Origin of the sequence: Candidatus Avelusimicrobium alvi, from assembly GCF_958451995.1 — a bacterium.
Classification (GTDB): domain Bacteria; phylum Elusimicrobiota; class Elusimicrobia; order Elusimicrobiales; family Elusimicrobiaceae; genus Avelusimicrobium; species Avelusimicrobium alvi.
Genome location: NZ_CAUDSG010000021.1, coordinates 1 through 21117 on the forward strand (window position 1 = coordinate 1; position 21117 = coordinate 21117).

Annotated in this window: 20 protein-coding genes and 1 other RNA gene; 6 read left to right on the forward strand and 15 right to left on the reverse strand. The window is 54.4% G+C overall.

The genetic code is table 11. The features are described 5' to 3' along the window. Positions 1-223 (forward strand): hypothetical protein (locus ACQY36_RS05090; RefSeq protein ID WP_428078136.1); only part of this gene is annotated, 223 nt, incomplete at its 5' end. 141 nt (positions 224-364) lie between these two features. Here the strand turns inward: ACQY36_RS05090 and ACQY36_RS05095 are convergent. The 7 genes from ACQY36_RS05095 to ACQY36_RS05125 form a co-directional block, all read right to left on the reverse strand. Next, entirely contained in the window at positions 365-1075 is a 711-nt protein-coding gene (locus ACQY36_RS05095) for a hypothetical protein (protein ID WP_428071238.1), read from the reverse strand. Then, positions 1075-1482, reverse strand: coding sequence for a preQ(1) synthase (gene queF, locus ACQY36_RS05100; protein WP_428056395.1), 408 nt, complete (start codon positions 1480-1482; stop codon positions 1075-1077). Before queF ends, ACQY36_RS05095 begins: the two co-directional genes overlap by 1 nt. Further along, on the reverse strand, positions 1479-3431 hold the full coding sequence (locus ACQY36_RS05105) for a heavy metal translocating P-type ATPase (protein ID WP_428071240.1): 1953 nt from the start codon (positions 3429-3431) through the stop codon (positions 1479-1481). The genes queF and ACQY36_RS05105 overlap by 4 nt, the downstream gene beginning before the upstream one ends. A 2-nt stretch (positions 3432-3433) precedes the next feature. Then, positions 3434-4420, reverse strand: coding sequence for a tetratricopeptide repeat protein (locus ACQY36_RS05110; protein ID WP_428078138.1), 987 nt, complete (start codon positions 4418-4420; stop codon positions 3434-3436). Next, the gene (gene lspA / locus ACQY36_RS05115) at positions 4417-4908 is read right to left on the reverse strand and encodes a signal peptidase II (RefSeq protein WP_428071243.1); all 492 of its coding nucleotides are present in this window, start codon (positions 4906-4908) and stop codon (positions 4417-4419) included. Before lspA ends, ACQY36_RS05110 begins: the two co-directional genes overlap by 4 nt. After that, positions 4901-7720, reverse strand: a complete 2820-nt coding sequence (ileS, locus tag ACQY36_RS05120; protein WP_428071245.1) for an isoleucine--tRNA ligase — start codon at positions 7718-7720, stop codon at positions 4901-4903. The genes lspA and ileS overlap by 8 nt, the downstream gene beginning before the upstream one ends. A 121-nt stretch (positions 7721-7841) precedes the next feature. Further along, complete coding sequence (locus ACQY36_RS05125; protein ID WP_428071247.1) at positions 7842-8222, reverse strand: metal-dependent transcriptional regulator; 381 nt, start codon at positions 8220-8222, stop codon at positions 7842-7844. Positions 8223-8355: 133 nt separating this feature from the next. Between ACQY36_RS05125 and gdhA the strand changes: the two genes are divergently transcribed. After that, the gene (gene gdhA / locus ACQY36_RS05130; protein WP_428071249.1) at positions 8356-9705 is read left to right on the forward strand and encodes an NADP-specific glutamate dehydrogenase; all 1350 of its coding nucleotides are present in this window, start codon (positions 8356-8358) and stop codon (positions 9703-9705) included. A gap of 233 nt (positions 9706-9938) precedes the next feature. On the opposite strand, the gene ACQY36_RS05135 is transcribed toward gdhA, so the two are convergent. The 3 genes from ACQY36_RS05135 to ACQY36_RS05145 all read right to left on the reverse strand — a co-directional run bounded on the left by ACQY36_RS05135 (position 9939) and on the right by ACQY36_RS05145 (position 12959). After that, a complete protein-coding gene (locus ACQY36_RS05135; protein WP_428078140.1) occupies positions 9939-10415 on the reverse strand; it encodes a type IV pilin protein in 477 nt (158 codons plus the stop codon). Between the two features lie 619 nt (positions 10416-11034). Continuing rightward, entirely contained in the window at positions 11035-11598 is a 564-nt protein-coding gene (locus ACQY36_RS05140; protein ID WP_428078142.1) for a type IV pilin protein, read from the reverse strand. 104 nt (positions 11599-11702) lie between these two features. Then, complete coding sequence (locus ACQY36_RS05145; protein ID WP_428078144.1) at positions 11703-12959, reverse strand: dicarboxylate/amino acid:cation symporter; 1257 nt, start codon at positions 12957-12959, stop codon at positions 11703-11705. A gap of 97 nt (positions 12960-13056) precedes the next feature. Between ACQY36_RS05145 and ACQY36_RS05150 the strand changes: the two genes are divergently transcribed. Both ACQY36_RS05150 and rnpB read left to right on the forward strand, forming a co-directional pair. After that, positions 13057-13641 carry a ribonuclease HI family protein gene (locus ACQY36_RS05150; protein WP_428078146.1) on the forward strand — a complete coding sequence of 195 codons (585 nt, stop codon included), beginning with the start codon at positions 13057-13059 and terminating at the stop codon, positions 13639-13641. A 19-nt stretch (positions 13642-13660) separates the two neighbouring features. Further along, an RNA gene (gene rnpB, locus ACQY36_RS05155) (RNase P RNA component class A) lies at positions 13661-14006 on the forward strand. Positions 14007-14127: 121 nt separating this feature from the next. Here the strand turns inward: rnpB and ACQY36_RS05160 are convergent. The 5 genes from ACQY36_RS05160 to ACQY36_RS05180 all read right to left on the reverse strand — a co-directional run bounded on the left by ACQY36_RS05160 (position 14128) and on the right by ACQY36_RS05180 (position 17822). Then, positions 14128-14472: a TIGR04076 family protein gene (locus ACQY36_RS05160; protein ID WP_428071254.1), complete on the reverse strand. Its 345-nt coding sequence runs from the start codon at positions 14470-14472 to the stop codon at positions 14128-14130. A gap of 5 nt (positions 14473-14477) precedes the next feature. Next, positions 14478-15464, reverse strand: coding sequence for a sensor histidine kinase (locus ACQY36_RS05165; protein ID WP_428078148.1), 987 nt, complete (start codon positions 15462-15464; stop codon positions 14478-14480). Between the two features lie 15 nt (positions 15465-15479). Then, on the reverse strand, positions 15480-16118 hold the full coding sequence (locus ACQY36_RS05170) for an L-threonylcarbamoyladenylate synthase (RefSeq protein WP_428078150.1): 639 nt from the start codon (positions 16116-16118) through the stop codon (positions 15480-15482). Further along, positions 16096-16806: a 16S rRNA (cytidine(1402)-2'-O)-methyltransferase gene (gene rsmI, locus ACQY36_RS05175; protein WP_428078152.1), complete on the reverse strand. Its 711-nt coding sequence runs from the start codon at positions 16804-16806 to the stop codon at positions 16096-16098. The genes ACQY36_RS05170 and rsmI overlap by 23 nt, the downstream gene beginning before the upstream one ends. A 77-nt stretch (positions 16807-16883) precedes the next feature. Continuing rightward, positions 16884-17822, reverse strand: a complete 939-nt coding sequence (locus tag ACQY36_RS05180) for a hypothetical protein (protein WP_428078154.1) — start codon at positions 17820-17822, stop codon at positions 16884-16886. Positions 17823-18087: 265 nt separating this feature from the next. Here ACQY36_RS05180 and ACQY36_RS05185 point away from each other — a divergent pair, with 265 nt between their 5' ends. Beyond that, on the forward strand, positions 18088-19554 hold the full coding sequence (locus tag ACQY36_RS05185) for a YfcC family protein (RefSeq protein WP_428078156.1): 1467 nt from the start codon (positions 18088-18090) through the stop codon (positions 19552-19554). Between the two features lie 125 nt (positions 19555-19679). After that, the gene (locus ACQY36_RS05190; protein ID WP_428056362.1) at positions 19680-21074 is read left to right on the forward strand and encodes a YfcC family protein; all 1395 of its coding nucleotides are present in this window, start codon (positions 19680-19682) and stop codon (positions 21072-21074) included. Positions 21075-21117: the final 43 nt, after the last annotated feature.

The following is a 21117-nucleotide window of genomic DNA, read 5'->3' on the forward strand; positions in this document are numbered from 1 at the left end:
ATATCTTTCTTCTTTTATTTCTAAAAGAAGCAAAAAATTATACTTCCTTTTTCTGACAGCAGAAAAAGGAACAAAAAGACTGCCGGCCAATGCTCCTGAAATCCAGTTTTATGCGGCGCGTTTTACAACTCGCTTCGCTCAGACAAATAAAACGCTTCTCCCGCGTAAAACGGATTTTATAGACGAGCGAAGGCCGGAAACACAACGACAACAACACGGCTAAGACCTGCATAAAACAACAAAACGGACACGACGCCCGGCACGGCCCGCAGGGTCCGCCACCGTGCTCACAACACAGGTCCTTTCCGCATAAGCCAAAACCCCGCTAAAAAGCGGGGTTTTAAATCAGGGATACTATTTTCCATCACAGCACTTGCTTGAGTTCTACGGGCAAATCCCGCTTATCAATGCGCACGGCGCTGTGCGTATTGGTTTTCTGGTCCAGCCCAAAGATGTTCACCCGGTAAATCACCTGCATTTTGCCGTTGTCTTCCACTACGTCCTGGATTTCAAACACCTTGTCCGGCAGGTTGCTGGTGGATTCCAGCACTACGATATAATCTTTCGTAAAATCCGCCTCCGGATACTTGCCCCGGGCCGTGCGTTTGAAGGCTTTATAATCGTTAAGCGTTTTAATCAGGCGGACCTGGACGGGAGCTTCTATCATGGAAATTTTACTGTCGGACGGCAGTTTGGTCGGCTGGGCGGTTCCGGTGGGAACGGCCGTGCGGTCCACATCCCCCAACACCACGGGAGAGCTGTCTCCGTCGTCCTGCGGCGCGTCAATGGAAGCGCCGCTGCGGGAAATGACCCGTTTTAACCCCTGCACTTTAATCTTGGAAAGCTGGGACGGCACGGTGGAATCGTCCACGTATTCGGGCTCGGACACGGCCACCACGCCTTCGGGTTCGGAGGCTTCGTCCATATTGACGATTAACAGCGAATCGCTGTCCGCCACGTCGGAAAACTGAGGCGCGGAAGCGGCGCGGTACGCGTCCCACACCCGCATGGAAGCCACTCCGGCAATAAACACCAGCACAAACGCCCCTGCCAAAATAAGATTTTTTTTATTCATTATTTTTTCTCGTATTTGGCCGTGATGACCGAGCGCAGCCCGCCGCGCGGCGTAAATACGCCGGTAACAACGGCCTTTTTAGGCCGGCAGGCTTTCACTACGTCATCCAAAATTTTATTGGCGATGTTTTCCATAAAAATGCCCATATCGCGGTATTCCAGCAAATAGTATTTAAGCGATTTAAGCTCCAGGCACAGTTCGTCCGGCACATAATCAATGGTAATCACGCCAAAATCCGGCAGCCCGGTTTTGGGGCAGACGGACGTAAACTCCGGCAATTCAATTTTAATGTCGTAATCGCGCTTGTATTGGTTGGGCCAGCACTGAATCTCGGGCAGTACGGCGTCCGCATTTTTGCGGGCATGGTCGGAAGTATAACCGAAATCAATATCGTTGTTATGGGTCATTTTACGTTAAGCATCCTCATTGAATTTAAAAAAACGAGCAGGACGACGGCCAAACTGCCGCCTACCGCCAAATGCCATCCGGCCGCCTCCGGCATACGCCACACCAGCCACGCGGCCAGCGCGCCGTTAAGCAGTACGGCCAAAAATACATTCAGCCCCACTACCCGGCGCAGCTTCTTATTTATTGTAAATAAATACGAAACGGGATACAAGTCCCGCCGCTTGACGATAACGTCCACCCAGTTGTTGTATACGTTGCGCCCGGAAGCGAATACAATCCCTCCGTCCGCGCGCAGCAGGGCGATAATATCGTTAAACCCGTCCCCCACCATCACCACCCGCTTGCCTAGGGCGCGCAGATTGGCAACAATTTCCGCCTTGGTTTTGGGCAGAACGTTAAAATTCATTTTTTCAATGCCGGCTTCGCGCGCCACGGCGGCCACGGAAGCTTCGTTGTCGCCCGACACCAAAATAACGTCTTTCCCTTTGGATTTTAAAAATGCAACCGTTTCTTTCGCCCCCGGGCGCAGTTCGTCCGACAGCGTCAAATACCCCAAAAATTTGCCGTTTTTGGCCACGCAAATCACGGCTTCGGCGGCGGTGGCGATTTTGGCCGAGGTTTTAATCCCCTGTTCTTCCAGCCATTGGGTGCGGCCCGCCAGAATTTTGTCCCCTCCGCAGGTGGCCTGTACGCCCAGGCCGGGCAAGACGTCAAAACATAATACCCGTTTGGGTTTTATTTTGCGTTCTTTGGCACAGCGGTTGACGGCGTCCGCAAACGGGCCGTCCACTAGCTGTTCGGCGGAGGCAACCGTTTCCAGAAGCAGTTTTTCCTGTACCTTGGGCGCGGGATATACGCCTGACACCCGCAGTTCGCCATACGTCAGCGTGCCGGTTTTATCAAAAAATACGGTATCGGCGTGCACGATTTCGTCCAGCGCGTACATATTTTGGATTTTAATTTTCCGCGCCCGCGCGCCCGAACGCGCAAAGAAAGACGGAAACACCGCCGTAAACACCAAGGCGGCCGGGCAGCACAGCGCGAGCACGAATAAAAACATCCCCAAATAATGAAACCACTGCGCCGTGCCGTGCTTGTAAAGCATATACGCATACGCGCCCCCGGCGGCCAGCAACAACACGGGCAGCAGCCAGGCGGCAAAGCCGTCCAGCGCGCTTTTAAAACCGCTGCGGTGGATTTCCCCTTTTTTAATGGCATCCACCACGCTCATCAGCGCGGATGAAGCCAGCACCTCGGTTACTTCTATATAAACGGCATCCGACTTATTCAGCGTGCCCGCATATACGCGGCTTCCGGCGGTTTTGGAGGTGGGAAGCATATTGCCGGTAATCAGCTGCTCGTCAATGGAAGTTTTGCCCTGTTTGATTATTCCGTCCGCCGGCAGACGTTCGCCGGTTTTAACAAAAATCAAATCGCCTTTTTTCAGCTCGTTCGCAAACACTTTGCGGAACTGCCGCCCCACGCATAACCGGCCGGACTTGGGCAGAAAGTCGTCCAGTTTTTTAACAAATACGCGCGCTTTTTCTTTTTCGCGCGCCAAGCGGCGCGCCGCCCACAGCGCAAACGTAATAAGCATTACGGTGTAAAGATATAAATCCGGCACCGGGCCAAAGAGTTTAACCGTCAAAAACGTATTCAGTGCGGAATACAAAAACCCCGCCCCGGCGCACACCGTTACCAGAACGGCCAGACTCAGGCGGCCGGACAGCAGGTCTTTGCCCGCCGCGCGCGCGAATACGTCCGCGCAGAAAATAAAATTCATCAGCCCCAGAATAAAAATGCCCACGCCCGAATGACGGAACGTGAGCGAAAAAAGCATCAGCACCAAAAAGCACGCGGACAGGAAAAAACGGTACGTAAACGCCTTGGACGGCACCGACAGTGCCGCCGGAGCCGGACGGGAGGAGACCAAAGGGAGTTCCGTCATAATCAGTTAGGGAAAAAGCGTTCGGCCAGCACCCGTTCGCGGCCCTGTTCCGTGCGCATCAGCCGGATTTTGCGGTCATACTTGGCGGCATTGGCGGGGTCCAGCTTTTTGGCCACCATATAGTTGGCGGTGGCGGCCACCGGGTCCTCCACCGAGAGCATATCGCCCATCAGGTCGTAGGTCGGCACGTATTGGCTGGCGAGTTCTTTGGATTTAACCAGGAGGCCCAGCGCATAATCGGTCTCGCCTTTGCGGTACATCAAATCGCCCATATAATAGTAGGCCAGGGCATAAGAAGGCTTAATGGTGACGGCCTCTTCCAAATCCGCATATGCATTGGCGGGATAGCCCATTTTAATAAACGCGCGGGCGCGCTCCAGGTACGGGCGGGCGTCGTCGGGGTTTAAGGAAATTAAATAGGTGTAATCGTCCACGGCGGCTTCGTACTGGCCCAAGTCAAAATACGCCAGACCGCGGTTTAAGAACAAAAGAGGCTCGTCCTGGCGCAGTTTAAACGCGCTGTTGAAATCCGCCAGCGCGGCCGACGCGCGGCCCAGGCGGTAATTGGCGACGGCGCGGTTCATAAGGGCGGTAAAATAATTGGGATTGCGGCCGACGGCTTCGGTCAGCTGGTAAAGGGCGTCGGTATAGCGGCCCATATCAATGTACAAAGCGCCCAGGTTGTTGTACGTTTCCGGCAGATTAGGGTTTACTTCAATCGCGCGTTTGTAATCCTGCTCGGCGTAGGAGCGGTTTTTGGCGCGTTCTTTGGCGTCTTTAACGGGCAGGCGTTCCCACAAAATGCCGCGGTTGACCAGCGCCGCCGAATTTTTGGGGTCCTGTTTAATCAGGCGGGAGTAAAGCTGCAAAGCCTGCGTGTAATTACCCTTGGACGTAGCCAGCTGGGCTTGTTTAAAAAGACGTTTATCTGCGTTTCCGCACGCCGCCAGCAGCAAAACCGCCGCGGCCAACCCTAACACTTTTCTCATTTTTCCTCCCGTTTTTTACCCAGCTGCAGCAGCAAAGAAAGCGCAAACATACAGCCGCCAATTGTAATAAAGGAATCGGCCACGTTAAACACGGGCCAGACCCGGAAATCCAAAAAGTCCACTACAAAGCCTAAGGTTATTCTATCATAAAGATTGCCCAATGCACCCGCCAAAATAAACACCGCGCCCCATTTTACCAGCCGGCCGTAGGAACACAGCTCTTTCCAGCTGATGATAATGTAGGCGATGATGGCCAGCATCACAAAAATCAGCAGGAAATTGCCGTTTTTCATCATCCCGAAGGCCGCCCCCGTGTTTTCCACGTACGTCAAGTAGAAGAACGGAAAAATTTTCACGGGGTCGTCCGGCAGGTACAAAAGAGCGACCACTTTGGTCAGGTGGTCAAACAGGAAAATCGCGCACAATGCGCTTACAACCGTATAGTTGCGTAAAAGCCATTCGCGGGATTTATTCCACGCGTTACGCACCGACTTTTTCCTCTTCTTCTATGACAAAGCCTTCTTTGTCCAGCACGCAGGCGCAGCGGGCGCACAGGTCCGGATGGGCGGCTTCGGCCCCCACGTCCTGCTTCCACTGCCAGCAGCGGGCGCATTTCTGCCCGGCGGCGTGCTCGGCCGACACCGTCAGCTCTTCTTCTCCGTCCGCAATTTCCACGTCGGACACGATGGCGATTTCCGGCCACAGCGTTTTCGTTTCTTCCAGGAACGCTTTGACGGCCGGGTCGGAAGTTTTAAAAATCACCTTCGCTTCCAAAGAAGACCCGATAACACCTTTCTGGCGCGCTTCTTCCAGCGTTTTTTGCACGGTTTCGCGCACGCGGCGGATCTTGTTCCACTTTTCCTCCAGTTTTACGTCGGGGATAAGCGAAGCGTTCTGCGGCATATTGGAAAGGAAAATGCTCTGCGGCAAGTCGCGCCCCAGGGCGGTTTTGCGCAGTTCCTGCCAAGCTTCTTCAGCGGTGAAAGACAACACCGGCGCCATCAGCTGCAGTAAGGTTACCGCAATTTCGGCCAGCACGGTCTGCGCACTGCGCCGCGCCGGGGACGAAGCGCCCAGCGTGTACAGGCGGTCTTTGGAAGCGTCCAGCATAAAAGAGGACAAATCCAAGATGCAGAAATCCGTGATGGCGCGCATAGCGCGGCGGAAGTTAAAATCGCCGTAACCCGCATGCACTTCCTGGATGAGCGAGTCCAAACGGCCCAGCATATAGCGGTCCATCTCCGCGAGTTCTTTGCCCGGCACGCGGTGTTGGGCCGGGTCGTAATCGGACAGATTGCCCAGCGCGTAACGCACCGTATTGCGGATTTTGCGGTACGTATCAATCGGGCCGCCTAAAATTTCGTCCGAAATGCGCACGTCGCCCTGATAGTCGGCAAACGAAACCCACAGGCGCAGAATATCCGCGCCGTATTTGTTAATCACGTCCTCGGGGTCTACGCTGTTGCCCAAAGACTTGTGCATCGGGCGGCCGTACTGGTCCAGCACCATGCCGTGCGTTAAAATGGTTTTAAACGGAGCCGTGCCTTCCAGCGTAAACGAAGGGATGTACGAGCTCTGGAACCAGCCGCGGTGCTGGTCGGACCCTTCGGAATATACGTCCGCCGGGAAGGTGATGCCGCGGTCTTTCAGCACCGCCGCCCACGAAACGCCGGAGTCCAGCCAGACGTCCAAAATATCGGTTTCTTTTTTAAATTCGGTTCCGCCGCAGGAGCACCGGTAGCCCTCGGGCATTAATTTTTCCACGGGGTCGGTAAACCAAAAGTCGGAACCTTCTTCCATAGCGCGGGATTTGATGAACTCAAACAATTTGTGGTCCACCTGCGGTTTGCCGCATTTTTTACAATACAAGATGGTTACCGGCGTACCCCAGAAGCGCTGGCGGGAAAGACACCAGTCCGGGCGCAGGCCGATCATGGAGCGCATACGCTCTTCGCCGCCCGCCGGATAGAATTTGACGTTGGACAGATTGTCCATCAGTTTTTGGCGCAGGCCGTCCTTGTCAATATTCATAAACCACTGTTCGGTGGCGCGGAAAATAATCGGGTTGTGGCAGCGCCAGCAGTGCGGATAGCTGTGGGTGATTTCCTGTTCTTTGATGAGCGCGCCGAGTTCGTCCAATTTTTTAACCATCAGCGGATTGGCTTCAAACACGTGCATTCCTTCAAACACGCCCGCGTCTTTGGTGTAGCAGCCTTTTTCGTCCACGGGGCAGAACGTTTCCAGCCCCCACTGCTTGCCGGCGCGGAAGTCGTCCTCGCCGTGGCCGGGCGCGATGTGCACAATACCCACACCGGTGTCCATCGCCACGAAATCGGTCCAGATGACGGGGTTTTCTTTATGCGAAAGCGGATGATAATACTTCAGCCCCACCAAATCGGCTCCCGCCACCTTGCCGGCCTGCACGCAGTCCAGCCCGGTGTTTTTCAAAAATTCTTCCGCCAGCTTTTCGGCCACCACATAGTATTCTTTGGTGTGCTCGTCCTGCAGCACGGCGTAGTCTTCGGTGTTGGAAACGGCGGCGGCCATGTTGGAAGGGATGGTCCACGGCGTCGTGGTCCAGACAGCCAGGCTGACGGGCTTGGTATAATCCAGCTCGCCGAACACTTCCTTTTTGGGGTTCGCCAGCCTAAAGCGCAGATAAATGGAAGAGGAGCCGACGTCCTTGTATTCCGTTTCCGCGTCCGCCAAAGCGGTTTCGCAGTGGGAGCACCAGGTGATGGTTTTTTGGCCTTTATAGACGTAGCCCTTTTCAATCAAATCCAAAAACACGCCGATGGTGATGCCCTCGTAGCGCGGGGACATCGTCAGGTACGGGTCGTCCCAGTCGCCCTGAACGCCCAGGCGTTTAAAGCCCTGGCGCTGGAGGTCAATAAATTTAGCGGCGAACTCGCGCGCTTTTTTGCGGAAAGCGGGCACGTCCGTGATGTGTTTTTTGTCCTGTTTCAGCTCTTTTAAAAGCGCCTGTTCAATCGGCAGGCCATGGCAGTCCCACCCCGGAACGTAAGGGGTGTAGTAACCCGTCATCGCGCGGCTTTTAATAATAATATCCTTAATAGTTTTATCTAACGCGTGCCCGATGTGAATCTTCCCGTTGGCGTAGGGCGGCCCGTCGTGCAAAACAAAATGTTTGCCGGCCTCATTTTTTTTGAGCATCGCTTCGTAAAGATTGATGGACTGCCAAAATTCCAAAATTTTGGGTTCTTTCTGCGCGAGTCCGGCGCGCATGGGAAAATCCGTCTTGGGGAGCAAAACGGTGTGTGAGTATTTATTTTTTGCCATGGAAGTACACTCTCTCTATATAAGGATATAATTATATTATATGAAACCGGGAAGGCGCTTACAAGAGCGCAAAACGGTTCAAAAGGGCCGGCGGCCCCGCTGGGGGAACTTCACATTTCCATTATTTTTCGCCGGTTTTGCGGTGCAGGTAATCATGCAGTTTTTCCAGGGTTTCGCGGCTGACGGTGTGCTCCATTTTGCAGGCGTCAATGTCGGCCGTTTTGGGGTTTACGCCGATGATTTCGGTTAAAAAGCGGCTTAAAATGGCGTGGCGTTTTTTAACGTCTTCCGCCGCGCGGCGGCCTTTAGCGGTGAGTTCCACGCCGCTGTAGGGCTGGTGGCGGACGTAGCCGGCCTCGGCCAGCGCTTTTATGGCGCCCGTTACGCTCGGCGTTTTGACGCCCAGCATATCGCGGATGTCGCTCACGCGCGCGGCGCCTTTGTCGTTGGCGCAAAGGGAAACGGCTTCCAGGTAATCTTCCATATTAGAGGAAAGTTTCATACTCGGGGCTCCTGCCGCGCGGGGGCGCGGGATTTGTGTATATATTAACATATTTCACGCCGAAAATCCCCCTTGCTTTCGCACGGAAGATATGTTTATAATGGGGATAGAAGCACCCCTAAAAGGAGACACTATGGACACCAATACTTATACCGCTGAGTTTCTGGCGGCACAAACCAAAAGAGATCCCGCGCAGAAAGTTTTCCACCAAGCCGTCTTCGAAGTAGTCAGCACTTTAAAACCCGTTCTGGACCAGAAACCCGTTTACATCAAAGAGAGAATTTTAGAGCGTATCGTAGAGCCGGAACGCACCATCATCTTCCGCGTGCCGTGGCAGGACGACAACGGCGGCGTGCACGTCAACCGCGGTTTCCGCGTGCAGTACAACAGCGCGCTGGGGCCGTATAAAGGAGGAATGCGCTTTCACGAAACGGTTACGCAGGACGTGCTTAAATTTTTAGGCTTTGAACAGGTGTTTAAAAACAGTCTTACCACCCTGCCTTTAGGCGGCGGCAAAGGCGGAAGCGATTTTGACACGCGCGGCAAGTCCGACAGTGAAGTCATGCGTTTCTGCCATTCGTTTATCAACGAGCTTTACCACCACATCGGCTATCACACCGACATTCCGGCCGGAGACCTTGGCTGCGGCGCGCGCGAAATCGGCTATATGTTCGGGCAATATAAAAAACTCACCAACGATTTTACCGGCGCGTTTACCGGCAAAAAGCCCAACTGGGGCGGCAGTCTGCTGCGCCCGGAAGCCACCGGCTACGGCGTGGCGTACTTTGCGCAGAATATGCTGGCCACCAAGGGCGACAGCTTAAAAGGCAAAACATGCATTGTCTCCGGCACCGGCAACGTGGGCATTTACGCGATTGAAAAACTGACCCAGCTGGGCGCGAAAGTGGTCGGGTTTATGGATTACGACGGCAGTATTTACGACGAAAACGGCGTGGACGAAGAAAAACTGGCTTTCCTCAAAGACCTGGTATTCGTCCGCCGCGGAAGCCTAAAAGAATACGACCGGAAATTTAAAGGCGCGCACTTCCGCCCCGGCAAGAAAACCTGGGATATCCCGTGCGACGTGGCCTGCCCCACCGCCTGCGAAAACGAACTGCATACCGAAGACGCCAAACTGCTGCTTAAAAACGGCTGCAAATGCGTCTGCGAAGGGTCCAATATGCCGTGCACGCCGGGCGCGATTGAGGCGTTCCAGGCCGCGGGCATTTTGTATTCTCCCGGCAAAGCTTCCAACGCCGGCGGCGTGGCCGTATCGGGCCTGGAAATGACGCAGAACAGTATGCGCGTGTACTGGACCCGCGAAGAAGTGGACCAATATCTCCAGCGCATTATGGGCAGCATCCATTCCAGCTGTCTGTCGTCCGCCGAAGAATACGGCATGAAGGGCAATTATATGGCGGGGGCCAACATCGCCGGATTTAAAAAAGTGGCCGATGCGATGCTGGACCAAGGGCTCGTCTGATACTTTTCTTAGGGAAGAAAAGTATCCAAAAGACCCGCGGCCTGCGATTATAAAAATCCATTTTTGGACGCAGCCAAACAACTCGGCAACTACGCCTCAGACAAGTTTGGCTTTTGCGGATCCAAAAATGGATTTTTATGGACAATCTAAAGGCCGCAGAAACGACGACAACCTAACGGCATTTAATTTTTATTTTACTAAGAGGGGTATACAAATGAAATACTGTTACCCGCTTACCAATACGTAAAATGCGGTGTCCAGGAATAAACGGGGTTCCCCAGAGAGCGACAAATCTCCGCTTTTAGCTCCGAATCGTACCCGTTGCAGTAAAACTTTCCTTTTATGGGATGGCTGGTGTTTCCATAATGGAAAAAATATCCCACCGGCGGCATATCCACCCGGTAATTATACGTGGCGACCACGCCATCACCGTTTATATCCCATCGGGCCATTTTTCCGTCAGGCAGGTATTTGTCAGGCCAAACGACATCCAAACTCTCTATATCCTCTATCGCGGTCACATAGTACCCGTTAGCCATATAAAAGCGTTCTTCCGCGTCCGCTAAAGCGCGCAACAACGGCAGGATACGAACGGTTCTCGCCTTTGCCACCGCCTTACGGTATTGCGGCACCGCTACCGCGGCCAATATACCGATAATTAACACCACCACCAACAGCTCTATAAGCGTAAATCCGAGGCTTTTCTGCACGGGATATATCCCCCTATTTATATAAGTTGATATTCCCAATTTATCAAAAAAAAAAAACAAATCAACCCCCTTGCCGGGGGCAGGCAACCTGGCCTGGCCAGGGCCTGGCAATATACGGCACTTTTAGATACTTGGGAGAGAAACATTCGGGGATGCAAAAGCTTTCTGGGGGCGGTTCTCTATGCGGGTACATCCGACTAATTGAGCCACACTGTTTACACAATGTTGCCAAGCACCACAAAGTCTGCACGGCCTGCAAGGCCCCTTTTTCTGATAAGATTCCAAAAGTATTTCCTACTTTTTGTGCCGACAAAAAGTAGGAAAAAAACTCGCAGGTCGGGCCCTATAAAACGCACTCGCGGCGGATGTTTTTACAACTCGCTTCGCTCAAACAAGTAAAAACATTCTTCCGCCTTGAGGCGTTTTATAAACAGGGCTAAGACCTGCATAAAACAGCAAAACGGACACGACTTCGGGCCGCCCGCAGGGTCCGCCCACCCCTTTCCCTGACGGAACCATCCGACTGGTGAAGCCACACCGTTTTGGTAATTATTCCCTACTTTTTATACCGACAAAAAGCACCCAAAAACACGCGGCCTCAGATTTTAAACATCACTCACTAAAGATTGGTTTCCAAAATCAAACCATTTGCATTTCCGCTCACGGCTCGGCATAAAGAAGAAGCTTCCCCAGAAGGGTTAAAATTTTTCCAGCTGCCAAAACCATAATTGGGGTCATACTCATTTGTGCACCAAAGCCGGAACAGCCCGTCCGGACTCAGCAACATATACACGGCATACCATTGTGACGCTTGTGCATATTTCCCGTCCAGGCGGCGCAAATAGGCTTTTCCTATTAAAGAAGAATTGACGCTCCCCTCCACCGGGCCTTCCAAAAAAAACTGAAAATCTTTTCCCCGCCAGTTGTTAAACCCATATCCGCCGTTCCCGCCCAAGCCGGGCACGCTGATATCCAGCCCGGTTACATCCCGGTTATAATAACCATTGGCAAGCCGGTAACGCCGCTGGGACTCCGCAACCTGACGGAACAAAGAAACCGCTTCCGAAATACGGCTTTTTTCCACCGCTTTGGTATATTGCGGCAAGGCTACCGCCGCTAAAATACCTATGATTAAAACGACTACCAACAGCTCTATAAGCGTAAATCCGAGGCTTTTCTGCACGGGATATATCCCCCTATTTATAATAAGTTGATAATCCCAATTTATCAAAAAAAAAAAACGAGTCAACCCCAAAAGGGCTGACCCGTTTTTCCAAAAAATAACGGTTATCCGATGCGAATGCCCTGCGGGTTGCGGGGCTCGTCCGGCACGGGAACCGCCGGCCGGGGCTGGGGCGCGCGGCGGGAATAGATTTTGTCCACGATGACGGCAATCGCGCCGTCGCCCGTTACGTTACACGCGGTGCCGAAGGAGTCCATCGCAATATAGAGCGCAATCATCAGCCCGAGTTCGGCTTCGCCAAAGCCCAGCATACTCTGCAAAATACCCAGCGCGGCCATAATCGCGCCGCCCGGCACGCCCGGGGCCGCCACCATGGTCACACCCAGCATGCAGATAAATCCCGCAAACTGCGCAAAGGGCACGGGCTGGCCGCTCATAAACAAAATCGCCAGCGCACACGCCACGATTTTCATCGTACTGCCCGAAAGGTGAATGGTCGCGCACAGAGGCACCACAAATCCGGCCACTTCCTCGCGCACGCCCAGTTTAACGGTCTGCTTCAGCGTTACGGGAATGGTGGCCGCGGAAGACTGCGTGCCCAGCGCCGTTATGTACGAAACCAACATCGTTTTCAGCATCGGGAACGGGTTGCGGCGCGCCGCCAGGCCGGCGGCGGTAAATTGCAGTACCAGCATCACGGCCGTAATGGCAAAAATAAGTACGATAATTTTGGCAAACACTCCCAGCACGGCGGTTACCTGGCCGGCCACCGTCATATTCAGGAAAATGCCGAAAATATAGTAGGGCAGAAGCGGAATAATCACGCGCACGATGACTTTGTCAATAATATCGCGAAAATCCAGCATAATGCCTTTTAAGCGGCTGCCCTGGATGACGGCCATCCCCAGCCCCAGCGTAAACGCCAGCACCAGCGCGGCCATTACGTCCATCAACGGCGGCATCGCGACGGTAAAATACGGTTTTAAATCAGCCGCCGCCGCAAACTGCGCCGTTTTGGCCGACGCGTCCAGCAGGTACGGGAAGCTCCAGTCCGACACCGCATAGCTGAAAAACCCGGAGGCCAGCGTAAACCCGTACGCCAGCGCGGCGGTAATAAAAAGCAGTTTCCCCGCGCTGCGGCCCAGTTCCGCAATGCCCGGAGCCACCAGCCCCACAATAAGAAGCGGAATAATAAATCCCAAAAAGTTGCCGAATAGCCCGTTGAACGTAAGAGCCACGCGCACCAGCCACTCGGGGAAAAACAGGCCGCACGCAATACCCAGCACGATGGCGCAGATGACGCCGGGCAGCAGGCCCCATTTTAATTTCAGTTGTAATTTTCTTTTTCTCAGTTTAATCATATATACTCGTTCGGGTCAACTTTTTTATTATACGAAATTGTGCCCGGCGCGCACGGCAATTTATTTAAACGCGCGCACCGATTTGCTACAATACGGTATGCAAGTAAAAATTAATATAGACGGCGGATCGCGCGGCAACCCCGGCCCCGGGGCGGCGGCGTACGTCATCTGCCAGACGGACGGCAAAATCCTGGCCCAGGAAGGGCACTTTATGCCTCACTGCACCAATAATCAGGCCGAATACACCGCTTTAAAACTCGCGCTTATCAAATCGGCGGAGCTGGGCGCCACGGAGCTTTTTATAGAGTCGGACTCGCTGCTGCTCGTCAAACAATACCTGGGCGAATACAAAATAAAACACCCGGATTTGGCCGCGCGCATGGCCGTCATCCGCCGCCTGGCCGCGCCGTTTACCCTGCACATCAAACACGTACTGCGCCATTTAAACAAAGCGCCCGACGCGCTTGCCAATAAAGCTATGGACGCCAAACAGTCCGTCGGCTTTAACCCCATTGAACACTGGCTGGAGGATGAAGAAATCTCCGCCGCGCCCCAGCCGGCGCAGAACGCGGTGAACGGCGTGGAAGTGGCGCCGGTCCGGCGCGCACAACCCCCCAAACCGGCGGCTAAAAAAGCCAAGCCCAAAGGCCCCGAACAGCCGGATTTATTCGGCGGGTTTTAACCGTTTTTGCTACAATATTTTGGGCAGCCCAGATAACCGCCCCCGGCCGATTCCGGTACGCGGGGAGGAACTTCCGGACTCCACAGGGCGATGCGCCGTCCGAAAGGGCGGGACGGCGGGGCCATATTACCCCGCCGGACGGAAAGTGCAACAGAAAAAATACCGCCCGCAAGGGTAAGGTTGAAATGGTGCGGTAAGAGCGCACCGCGCGTTTAGCAATAAACGCGGCAAGGCAAACCCCGCACGGAGCAAGGCCAAACCGGTCCATACGTAGCCCGCGTTCGCGACCAAGTAGGCCGCTTAGAGTAATGGTTATCCCGGCCCGCAGGGGCCGACAGAATCCGGGGTATCGGCTGCCCCTTTATTTAAAATCCTCCGCTTTACGGCGGAGGATTTTTTATGCACACTCTATCCCCGCGCACCGCTCACAAACAAAAAGCCCCGCGCTTTTAAAAACGCGGGGCGGTGAAAGCCGGCAAAATGTACTTAACGCACGGGCGTATAATTGATTGTCGCTTCTTCGTCCGTAGCTTCCAGTTTAAAGATAACGGGCCGCAGGCCGTCGTTACAGCTGCAGACGGCCACGCCGGGTTTTCTAATCCAGTCCCCGTAGTAAAATACGCCGCCGCCCGCGCCGTGAGCCAATGCAAACACATATTGGTAAACGGCTTTCCAAGCTTCGTCGCAAAAGCCTGCAGGTTTGGCATAATCGGCGTAAAACACCTGGCCGGCCTTTAACATCGGGCAGGGCCCCAGCCCTTCCGCGCCGTATTCGGCGGCCAGTTCCGCGTCAAAAGTGGTTTTTAACACCGTAATTTTAACTCTTTTCATCCGCTCTATACCCCTTTCGTGTCAGATACGGCCTGTTCCGCGGGTTCTTTCGGAGTAACGGCCGCCGTCTGCGGAATGGCGAACCAGAACATGGAACCCTGGCCGAGCCCGGCGCTTTCCACGCCGATTTCTCCGCCATGCGCGTTTACGATTTCCTGCGCGATGGACAAACCGAGCCCCCAGCCCTGTTTTTTAAGGTTGCGGTCGTTATCGGACTGGTGGAACTTTTGGAAAATTTTGCTTTTTTCGGAATGTAAAATACCGGGGCCGTTGTCGGACACTTTAAACTTCACCATCCCGTCCAACAGGTAGAAACGCGCTTCCACGCGGCCGCCCTGGGGCGAAAATTTGATGGCGTTTCCGATTAAATTGTTAATCACCTGCGAAATGCGGAAACGGTCCGCCACCACGGTTACTTCGGCGGGATATTCGCACTTTTGCAGGAAAATGCCTTTCTTCTGCGCGTTGACGGACTGAAGCGTGATGACGTCGTTAAGCAGGGTGTTGAAGTTAAACGGCTGCGCGTCCATTTTAAACCGGCCGGATTCAATCATGGAAATATCCATCAAATCCGCCATCAGCATATTCATATTGTCGGTGGCTTTTAAAATGTTGTTTAAGGCAATCTGGTCATTACTGCCGCCGCCCGGCGGGTTATCCATCATCAAAACGGACGTAAAGCCCTGAATGGACGAAAGCGGCTGGCGCAGGTCGTGCGCCACAATGGACATAAATTTGGAGCGGATTTCGTTTAACCGGTTGAGCTCCTGGTTGGACAGGCGCAGTTTTTCCACCATGCCTTCCAGCACATTCACTTTGCCCGAAAGCTGCATTTGCAGCGTGGCGATTTGCTGCTGGTAATTGTGCTCCGCCTTCATAATCGTGCGTTTCATTTTTTTAAGCACGAACTTTTTTGTAATCCAATACGTAACCAGCGACAGCGACGCCGCCACCAACAGCGAATACGAAACTAAAATTTGCCACAGGGTCATAATCCGTTTCCTCCCCTACTTTACGCCCAGGCGGAAGCCAAGCGTTTTTTCAAGCTCCGCGCGGGGCACGCCGCCCTCGCGCAGTAAAAGCGGCTCCGCCGTTAAATCCACCACGCTGGAAGCCGTCGGGCTTAAAGTTCCGCCCAAGAAAATAAAATCCACCTTTCCGTCAAACGTTTCCAAAATGGTCCGCTCGTCCGTCAGCACGGGCTGGCCGTGCAGGTTGGCGCTGGTGCACGCCAGGGGCGCTTTCATCCGCGCCAGCAGGCTGACAAGAAACGCGTTTCCGGGCACGCGCAGGCCCAGCCCCGCAAAACCGCGCGTCAGCGCTCTGCCCTTTTCGGCGGGCGGTAAAATAGCCGTCAGCGCGCCGGGCCAATAGGCGGCGGCCAGCTTTTCGGCCGCCTCGGAAAATACCGCCACCTCGCGCGCCTGGGCAAGGGTGCCCGTTAAAATCTGCAGCGGGCTGCCCGCCGGGCGTTCTTTAATACGGTAAATTTTTTCAATGGACGGCTCGCAAAAAGCGCCGGTGCCGATGCCGTATACCGTATCCGTCGGCACTACGGCCACGGCGCCGCCGTCCACCGCGCGCGCGGCCATCTCCAGGTATTCGTCCGTCATTTCCATGGTTTTAAAAATATGGGTCCGGCGCATTGTTTTCCTCCCGTTCCGGCCCGGCCGGACGGTCAATAATCAAGACAAATTCCCCCTGCACCTTGCTCTTTTTGGCCAGCTCCGCCGCCAAAGAGCCCGCCGTCCCGCGCAGCCATTCTTCGTATACCTTGGACAGCTCGCGCGCCAATACCACCGGCGTGTTTTCCCCCAATGTTTTAGCTATCAGTTCCAGCATTTTCACCACGCGGTAGGGCGACTCGTAAATCACCACCGGGTGTTCCAGCGCATAGGCCGCGGCAATTAATTTGGCGGCCTTGCCGGGTTTGCGCGGCAGAAAACCCAAAAACGTAAACGCTCCGCCCGTTATGCCCGCCCCCGCCAGCGCGCAGGCCACGGCGCTCGGGCCGGGAAGCGACGAAACTTTTATCCCCGCCGCCACGGCTTCTTTGACGAGCTTCCACCCCGGGTCCGAAATGCACGGCGTGCCGCAGTCCGACACTAAAGCGCAGGTCTTGCCGCTTTTTAACGCTTCCAGGCAGCGGGCCACGGAATGCGGGTCGTTCTCGTTATAACGGAACGCCGGCTTGGAAATGCCGAAGTGCGACAGCAAAATCTGCGTGCGGCGCGTATCCTCGCACAAAACGGCGTCGGCGGCCTTGAGCGTTTCCAGCGCGCGCAAGGTGATATCCTGCAAATTGCCGATTGGCGTAGGGACGATATAAAGCATATAGATAAGTATATAAAATACGGCGGCGCAAAGGGCATGAAAAAGGGCCCCGCGGGGCCCTTTTTACGGAAAGCGCATTATTTGGCCAGGTTTTGGTACCAGCGCCGCAGGAAATTTTCCCGGGCGGAACCCGAGGCCGGCGGCAGCCCGGTATGTACCAGGCGAGACACCCGCTGCAAACTCTCGTTAAGCAAAAATATGGGCGCGGTGGCCAGGCCTCTTTGCGTGCGGACTTTAAAACGCTCCGTCATCATATTGGCCACGGCCAGAATATCGTACGCGTGCAGCAATTCGCGGGGGGTAAGCCCGGCCTGTTTTTCAATATAAGGTTTTAAGATATTACCGAAGTAATGCCGTAAATTGTCCATGGTCTGCACGTCCCAGTTTGTGGCCTGCTCCATATTCAGCATCACGCGGGAAAACTGGGCGGACAAATTTTTATCCTCCGCCGGAAGCGCGGCGTACATTTCATTAAACCGGGCCGTCATGTCCTTATGCAGCGCGCGGGCGCTTTTTAAGTCCCGGCGGGAAACGGCGGGCACGGGCACGGCGGCATCCGCCGCCGCGGTGCGGCTTTCCAGCCAGTTGCCCCAGGAGTCCGTCATCAAAGCCTGGATATATACGTCATACGGCTTGCGGATACCGGGGATTTGGGAGATTAAAATATTTTCTTCTTTTACAAATACCGGCAGGGAAAGCACCAGCTCCTCCACCGCGTTGGAGGCTTCCGCCGCCGGCTTGGCGGCCAGCTGCGGGAAATGGCGCGCCGCCGTGAGATGATATCCATACAGCATGCGTTTAAGCGAATGGGTCTGCACCGTGCCCGCCGCTATACGGCCCAGCGCCACTTCGCGCTGCACCGCGGCGGCCGCCGCCCGTTTTTGGGTCATGGTAAGCGCTTGGACTTCCGCCCCGCGCAAACCGCGCATCAAACCGCCCAGATTTTTAAGCCACTGGGCCTGCGCCGAAGACGCGCCCACCAGCAGACAGCAAACACACGCCAGCCAAATTCTCATATATATTCTCCTTCAGATAAAATCAGCAAACAGCCGCGCGGGCCGTTGGGGAAAAACCGAACCCGCCTTTTATAGTTTAACGTTTGGCGGCCTTCCAATGCAAGGGCCGTTGGGCCCAGCCGAAAAATGGGCCCCGTTCCGGGACCCGCGCCGCCGGCAAAAAACAAACGCGGCGCAAAAATATTCCACCCGGGGAAAAGCGTTATTTAGTAAAATATTAAATTATTATTTATTTTACAAAACACAGAGGAAACACAGAAAAGAAATGTCTAGAATTCTGTCCAAAATCAAGCTCAACACGTTCGCCATCATTCTTTCCATCGTGGCGGTTGTAGCGGCGCTGACCTGGGTGGTGCCCAGCGGCGCATATGACAAAATGGATGTGGACGGCCGCCAGGTCGTCGTCGCCGGCACTTACCATCCCGTTCCGGCCAACCCCCAAGGCCTGTTTGACGTTTTAAAAGCCCCCATTCAGGGTTTTTCCAAAACGGCGGAAGTAATCGTCTTCCTGCTGGTTATCGGCGGCGTGCTGGCCGTGGTGGAAAAAACCGGCGCCATCGCGGCGGGCATTCAGGCCGCCAGCGGATTTTTCCAGCGCAAACCGCATTTGCGTTTTATGTTCATTCCGCTGGGCATTATCGTGTTCTCCCTCTGCGGCGCCACGTTCGGGATGTGCGAAGAAGCTTTAATCTTTATTCCCATTTTTATCCCGCTGGCGCTTTCGCTGGGGTACGACTCCGCCCTCGGCACCGCCATACCGTTTATCGGCGCGGGCGTCGGCTTTGCGGCGGCGTTTACCAACCCGTTCACCGTAGGCATCGCGCAGGGCATCGCGCAGGTGCCCCTGTATTCGGGTATCGGCTACCGCTTTATTATCTGGATTATCTGCACGTCGGTCGTGATTACCTGGCTGAGCGTGTATGCCCGCAAAATCCATAAAGACCCGACCAAAAGCTTAACCTACGAATTTGACATTGAAAAACGCAAAGAATTAAAACTCAATAAAGAAGAAACCCGCATCACCCGCCGCCAAAAACTGGTGTTAATCGCGTTTGGCCTGGGGATGGTAACGCTGATTGCAGGCGTGCTTAAACCGCAGATTTGCTCCATGATTGAGGGTATGTGGGGCATTGACCTGATGCAAATGCTGCACCTGGAAGAAAGCGGATGGTACATTACCGAAATCGCCGCGCTGTTCCTGGGCGTAGGCTTTGTGTGCGGCTTTTTAGGCAAAATGAGCATGCAGAAATTTACCGACGCGTTCTTTGACGGCGTGCGCGGCATGGCCGAAATCGCCATGCTGCTGTGCTTTGCGCAGGCCATTGTCATTATCGCCAACAACGGCCATATTTTGGATACGATGCTGGACTGGATGTCCTCCGCCATCAAACACCTGCACCCGGTGTGCGCGTCGTGGGCGGCCATGATGCTCCAGACGGTGATTGACTTTTTCATCCCCTCCGGCTCCGGCAAAGCCGTGCTGACGATGCCCATTCTGGCGCCGCTGGCCGATTTAATCGGCATTACGCGCCAGACGATGGTGCTGGCTTTCCAACTGGGCGGCAGCTGGATGAATATGATTATCCCGACCGACCCCGTAACCATCGCCGCCATCGGGTTTGCGCGCATCGCGTACCCCAAATGGCTGAAATGGATGCTGCCGCTGTTAATCGTGATGTATCTCTTGTCTTTTGCGCTGCTCATTCCGCCGTATTTGATGAAGTGGCAATAATTTTTTGCGTCCCGCCGCAATTTTTGGGCCCTGCGCCCTTGTTTGAGCCGGCGGGACGTTTTTTATGCAAACGCTGCACAAAAAAGACGTACCATGCCGTACGAAAAAGAGGAAAACAAAACTAAATGAAAAAAATGCTGTGCAACACCTATTTTCTGGTGTTCTCCATTATGGTGTTCGTGGCCGCGCTGACGTGGATCGTCCCCTCCGGCCTGTATGAACGCGTAGAAGACGGCGGCCGCACCTATGCGGTGGCCGGATCCTATCACAGCGTGGCTAAAAACCCGCAAAGCATCGGCGACATTCTGGCCGCCCCCGTAGAAGGTTTCACGCAGTGCGCCGAAATCATCGCGTTTATCCTGGTGGTGGGAGCCCTGTTTACGATTATTGAACGTACGGGCGCCATCAACACGATGATTAAGAAAATCAGCTATTTCTTTGCCAACAAGCCCCAATATAAGAAGCTGTTTATTCCGGTATGTATGTTTTTATTTTCCCTGTGCGGGGCCATGTTCGGGATGGAAGAAGAAACGCTTATTTTTATCCCCATCTTTATCCCCCTCGCGCTCTCTTTGGGATATGACACCGTAGTCGGCATGTCCATCCCGTTCATCGGCGCGTTTACCGGCTTCTCGTCGGCGTTCGTCAACCCGTTCACCGTAGGCATCGCGCAGACCATCGCGCAGCTGCCGATGTATTCGGGCTGGCAGTACCGCCTGCTGATTTGGTTTATTTTCACGTCCGTCGTGGCGGGGTTTTTTACCTGGTACGGCGAGCGCGTGCGCAAAAACCCGACCAAAAGCCTTACCTATAAAATGGACCTGGAAAAACGCGCCGAACTGAAAATCATCAACGACGTAGTGGTGGACGATTCCTTCCGCCTGACCCGCGCGCACAAGTTGGTTATCGCCGCGTTTGCGCTGGGTATGGCCGTGCTGTTTTACGGCGTCATCCGCTACCAGTGGTATATGATTGAAATCGCGGCCGTGTTTCTGGGCGTGTCCATCGCCAGCGCGTATTTCGGCAAACTCACGCTGGACCAATCCACCGACGCCATTATTGACGGCGCCAAATCCATGGTGGGCGTATGCATCCTGATGGCGCTGGCGCGCTCCATCGTTATCGTAGCCACAAACGGCCACATTCTGGACACGTTCCTGCACGCCATGACCCAAAGCGTGGGCGGCCTGCACCCGATTCTGGCTTCGCAGGCCATGTTCGTCATCCAGACGGTGCTGAACTTCTTTATCGCCTCCGGCTCCGGCCAGGCGGTGCTGACGATGCCCATTATGGTGCCGCTGGGGGACCTGGTCAACGTATCGCGCCAGACGGTTATCCTCGCGTACCAGTTCGGCGAAGGCTGGGGCAACCCGATTATCCCCACCGCGCCGGTTACCATGGGCGCGCTGGCCCTGGCGGGGATATCGTACCCGATGTGGGTGAAGTGGTTTTTAAAGCTGGAGATAATACTTATCACGCTTTCCATGCTGCTTCTTATCCCGGCGTATTATATTTGGTAAAATAAATTTAAGCCCCTTGGCCCGCCAAGGGGTTTTTCATTAC

Excerpts from the sequence above, each read along its gene's own strand:
- ACQY36_RS05095 (WP_428071238.1), bottom strand. The coding sequence starts at position 1,075 with ATGAATAAAAAAAATCTTATTTTGGCAGGGGCGTTTGTGCTGGTGTTT.
- ileS (WP_428071245.1), bottom strand. The coding sequence starts at position 7,720 with ATGGCAAAAAATAAATACTCACACACCGTTTTGCTCCCCAAGACGGAT.
- queF (WP_428056395.1), bottom strand. The coding sequence starts at position 1,482 with ATGACCCATAACAACGATATTGATTTCGGTTATACTTCCGACCATGCC.
- ACQY36_RS05190 (WP_428056362.1), top strand. The coding sequence starts at position 19,680 with ATGAAAAAAATGCTGTGCAACACCTATTTTCTGGTGTTCTCCATTATG.
- ACQY36_RS05145 (WP_428078144.1), bottom strand. The coding sequence starts at position 12,959 with ATGATTAAACTGAGAAAAAGAAAATTACAACTGAAATTAAAATGGGGC.
- ACQY36_RS05110 (WP_428078138.1), bottom strand. The coding sequence starts at position 4,420 with ATGAGAAAAGTGTTAGGGTTGGCCGCGGCGGTTTTGCTGCTGGCGGCG.
- rsmI (WP_428078152.1), bottom strand. The coding sequence starts at position 16,806 with ATGCTTTATATCGTCCCTACGCCAATCGGCAATTTGCAGGATATCACC.
- ACQY36_RS05165 (WP_428078148.1), bottom strand. The coding sequence starts at position 15,464 with ATGACCCTGTGGCAAATTTTAGTTTCGTATTCGCTGTTGGTGGCGGCG.
- gdhA (WP_428071249.1), top strand. The coding sequence starts at position 8,356 with ATGGACACCAATACTTATACCGCTGAGTTTCTGGCGGCACAAACCAAA.
- ACQY36_RS05150 (WP_428078146.1), top strand. The coding sequence starts at position 13,057 with ATGCAAGTAAAAATTAATATAGACGGCGGATCGCGCGGCAACCCCGGC.
- ACQY36_RS05125 (WP_428071247.1), bottom strand. The coding sequence starts at position 8,222 with ATGAAACTTTCCTCTAATATGGAAGATTACCTGGAAGCCGTTTCCCTT.
- ACQY36_RS05185 (WP_428078156.1), top strand. The coding sequence starts at position 18,088 with ATGTCTAGAATTCTGTCCAAAATCAAGCTCAACACGTTCGCCATCATT.
- ACQY36_RS05160 (WP_428071254.1), bottom strand. The coding sequence starts at position 14,472 with ATGAAAAGAGTTAAAATTACGGTGTTAAAAACCACTTTTGACGCGGAA.
- ACQY36_RS05105 (WP_428071240.1), bottom strand. The coding sequence starts at position 3,431 with ATGACGGAACTCCCTTTGGTCTCCTCCCGTCCGGCTCCGGCGGCACTG.
- ACQY36_RS05170 (WP_428078150.1), bottom strand. The coding sequence starts at position 16,118 with ATGCGCCGGACCCATATTTTTAAAACCATGGAAATGACGGACGAATAC.
- ACQY36_RS05180 (WP_428078154.1), bottom strand. The coding sequence starts at position 17,822 with ATGAGAATTTGGCTGGCGTGTGTTTGCTGTCTGCTGGTGGGCGCGTCT.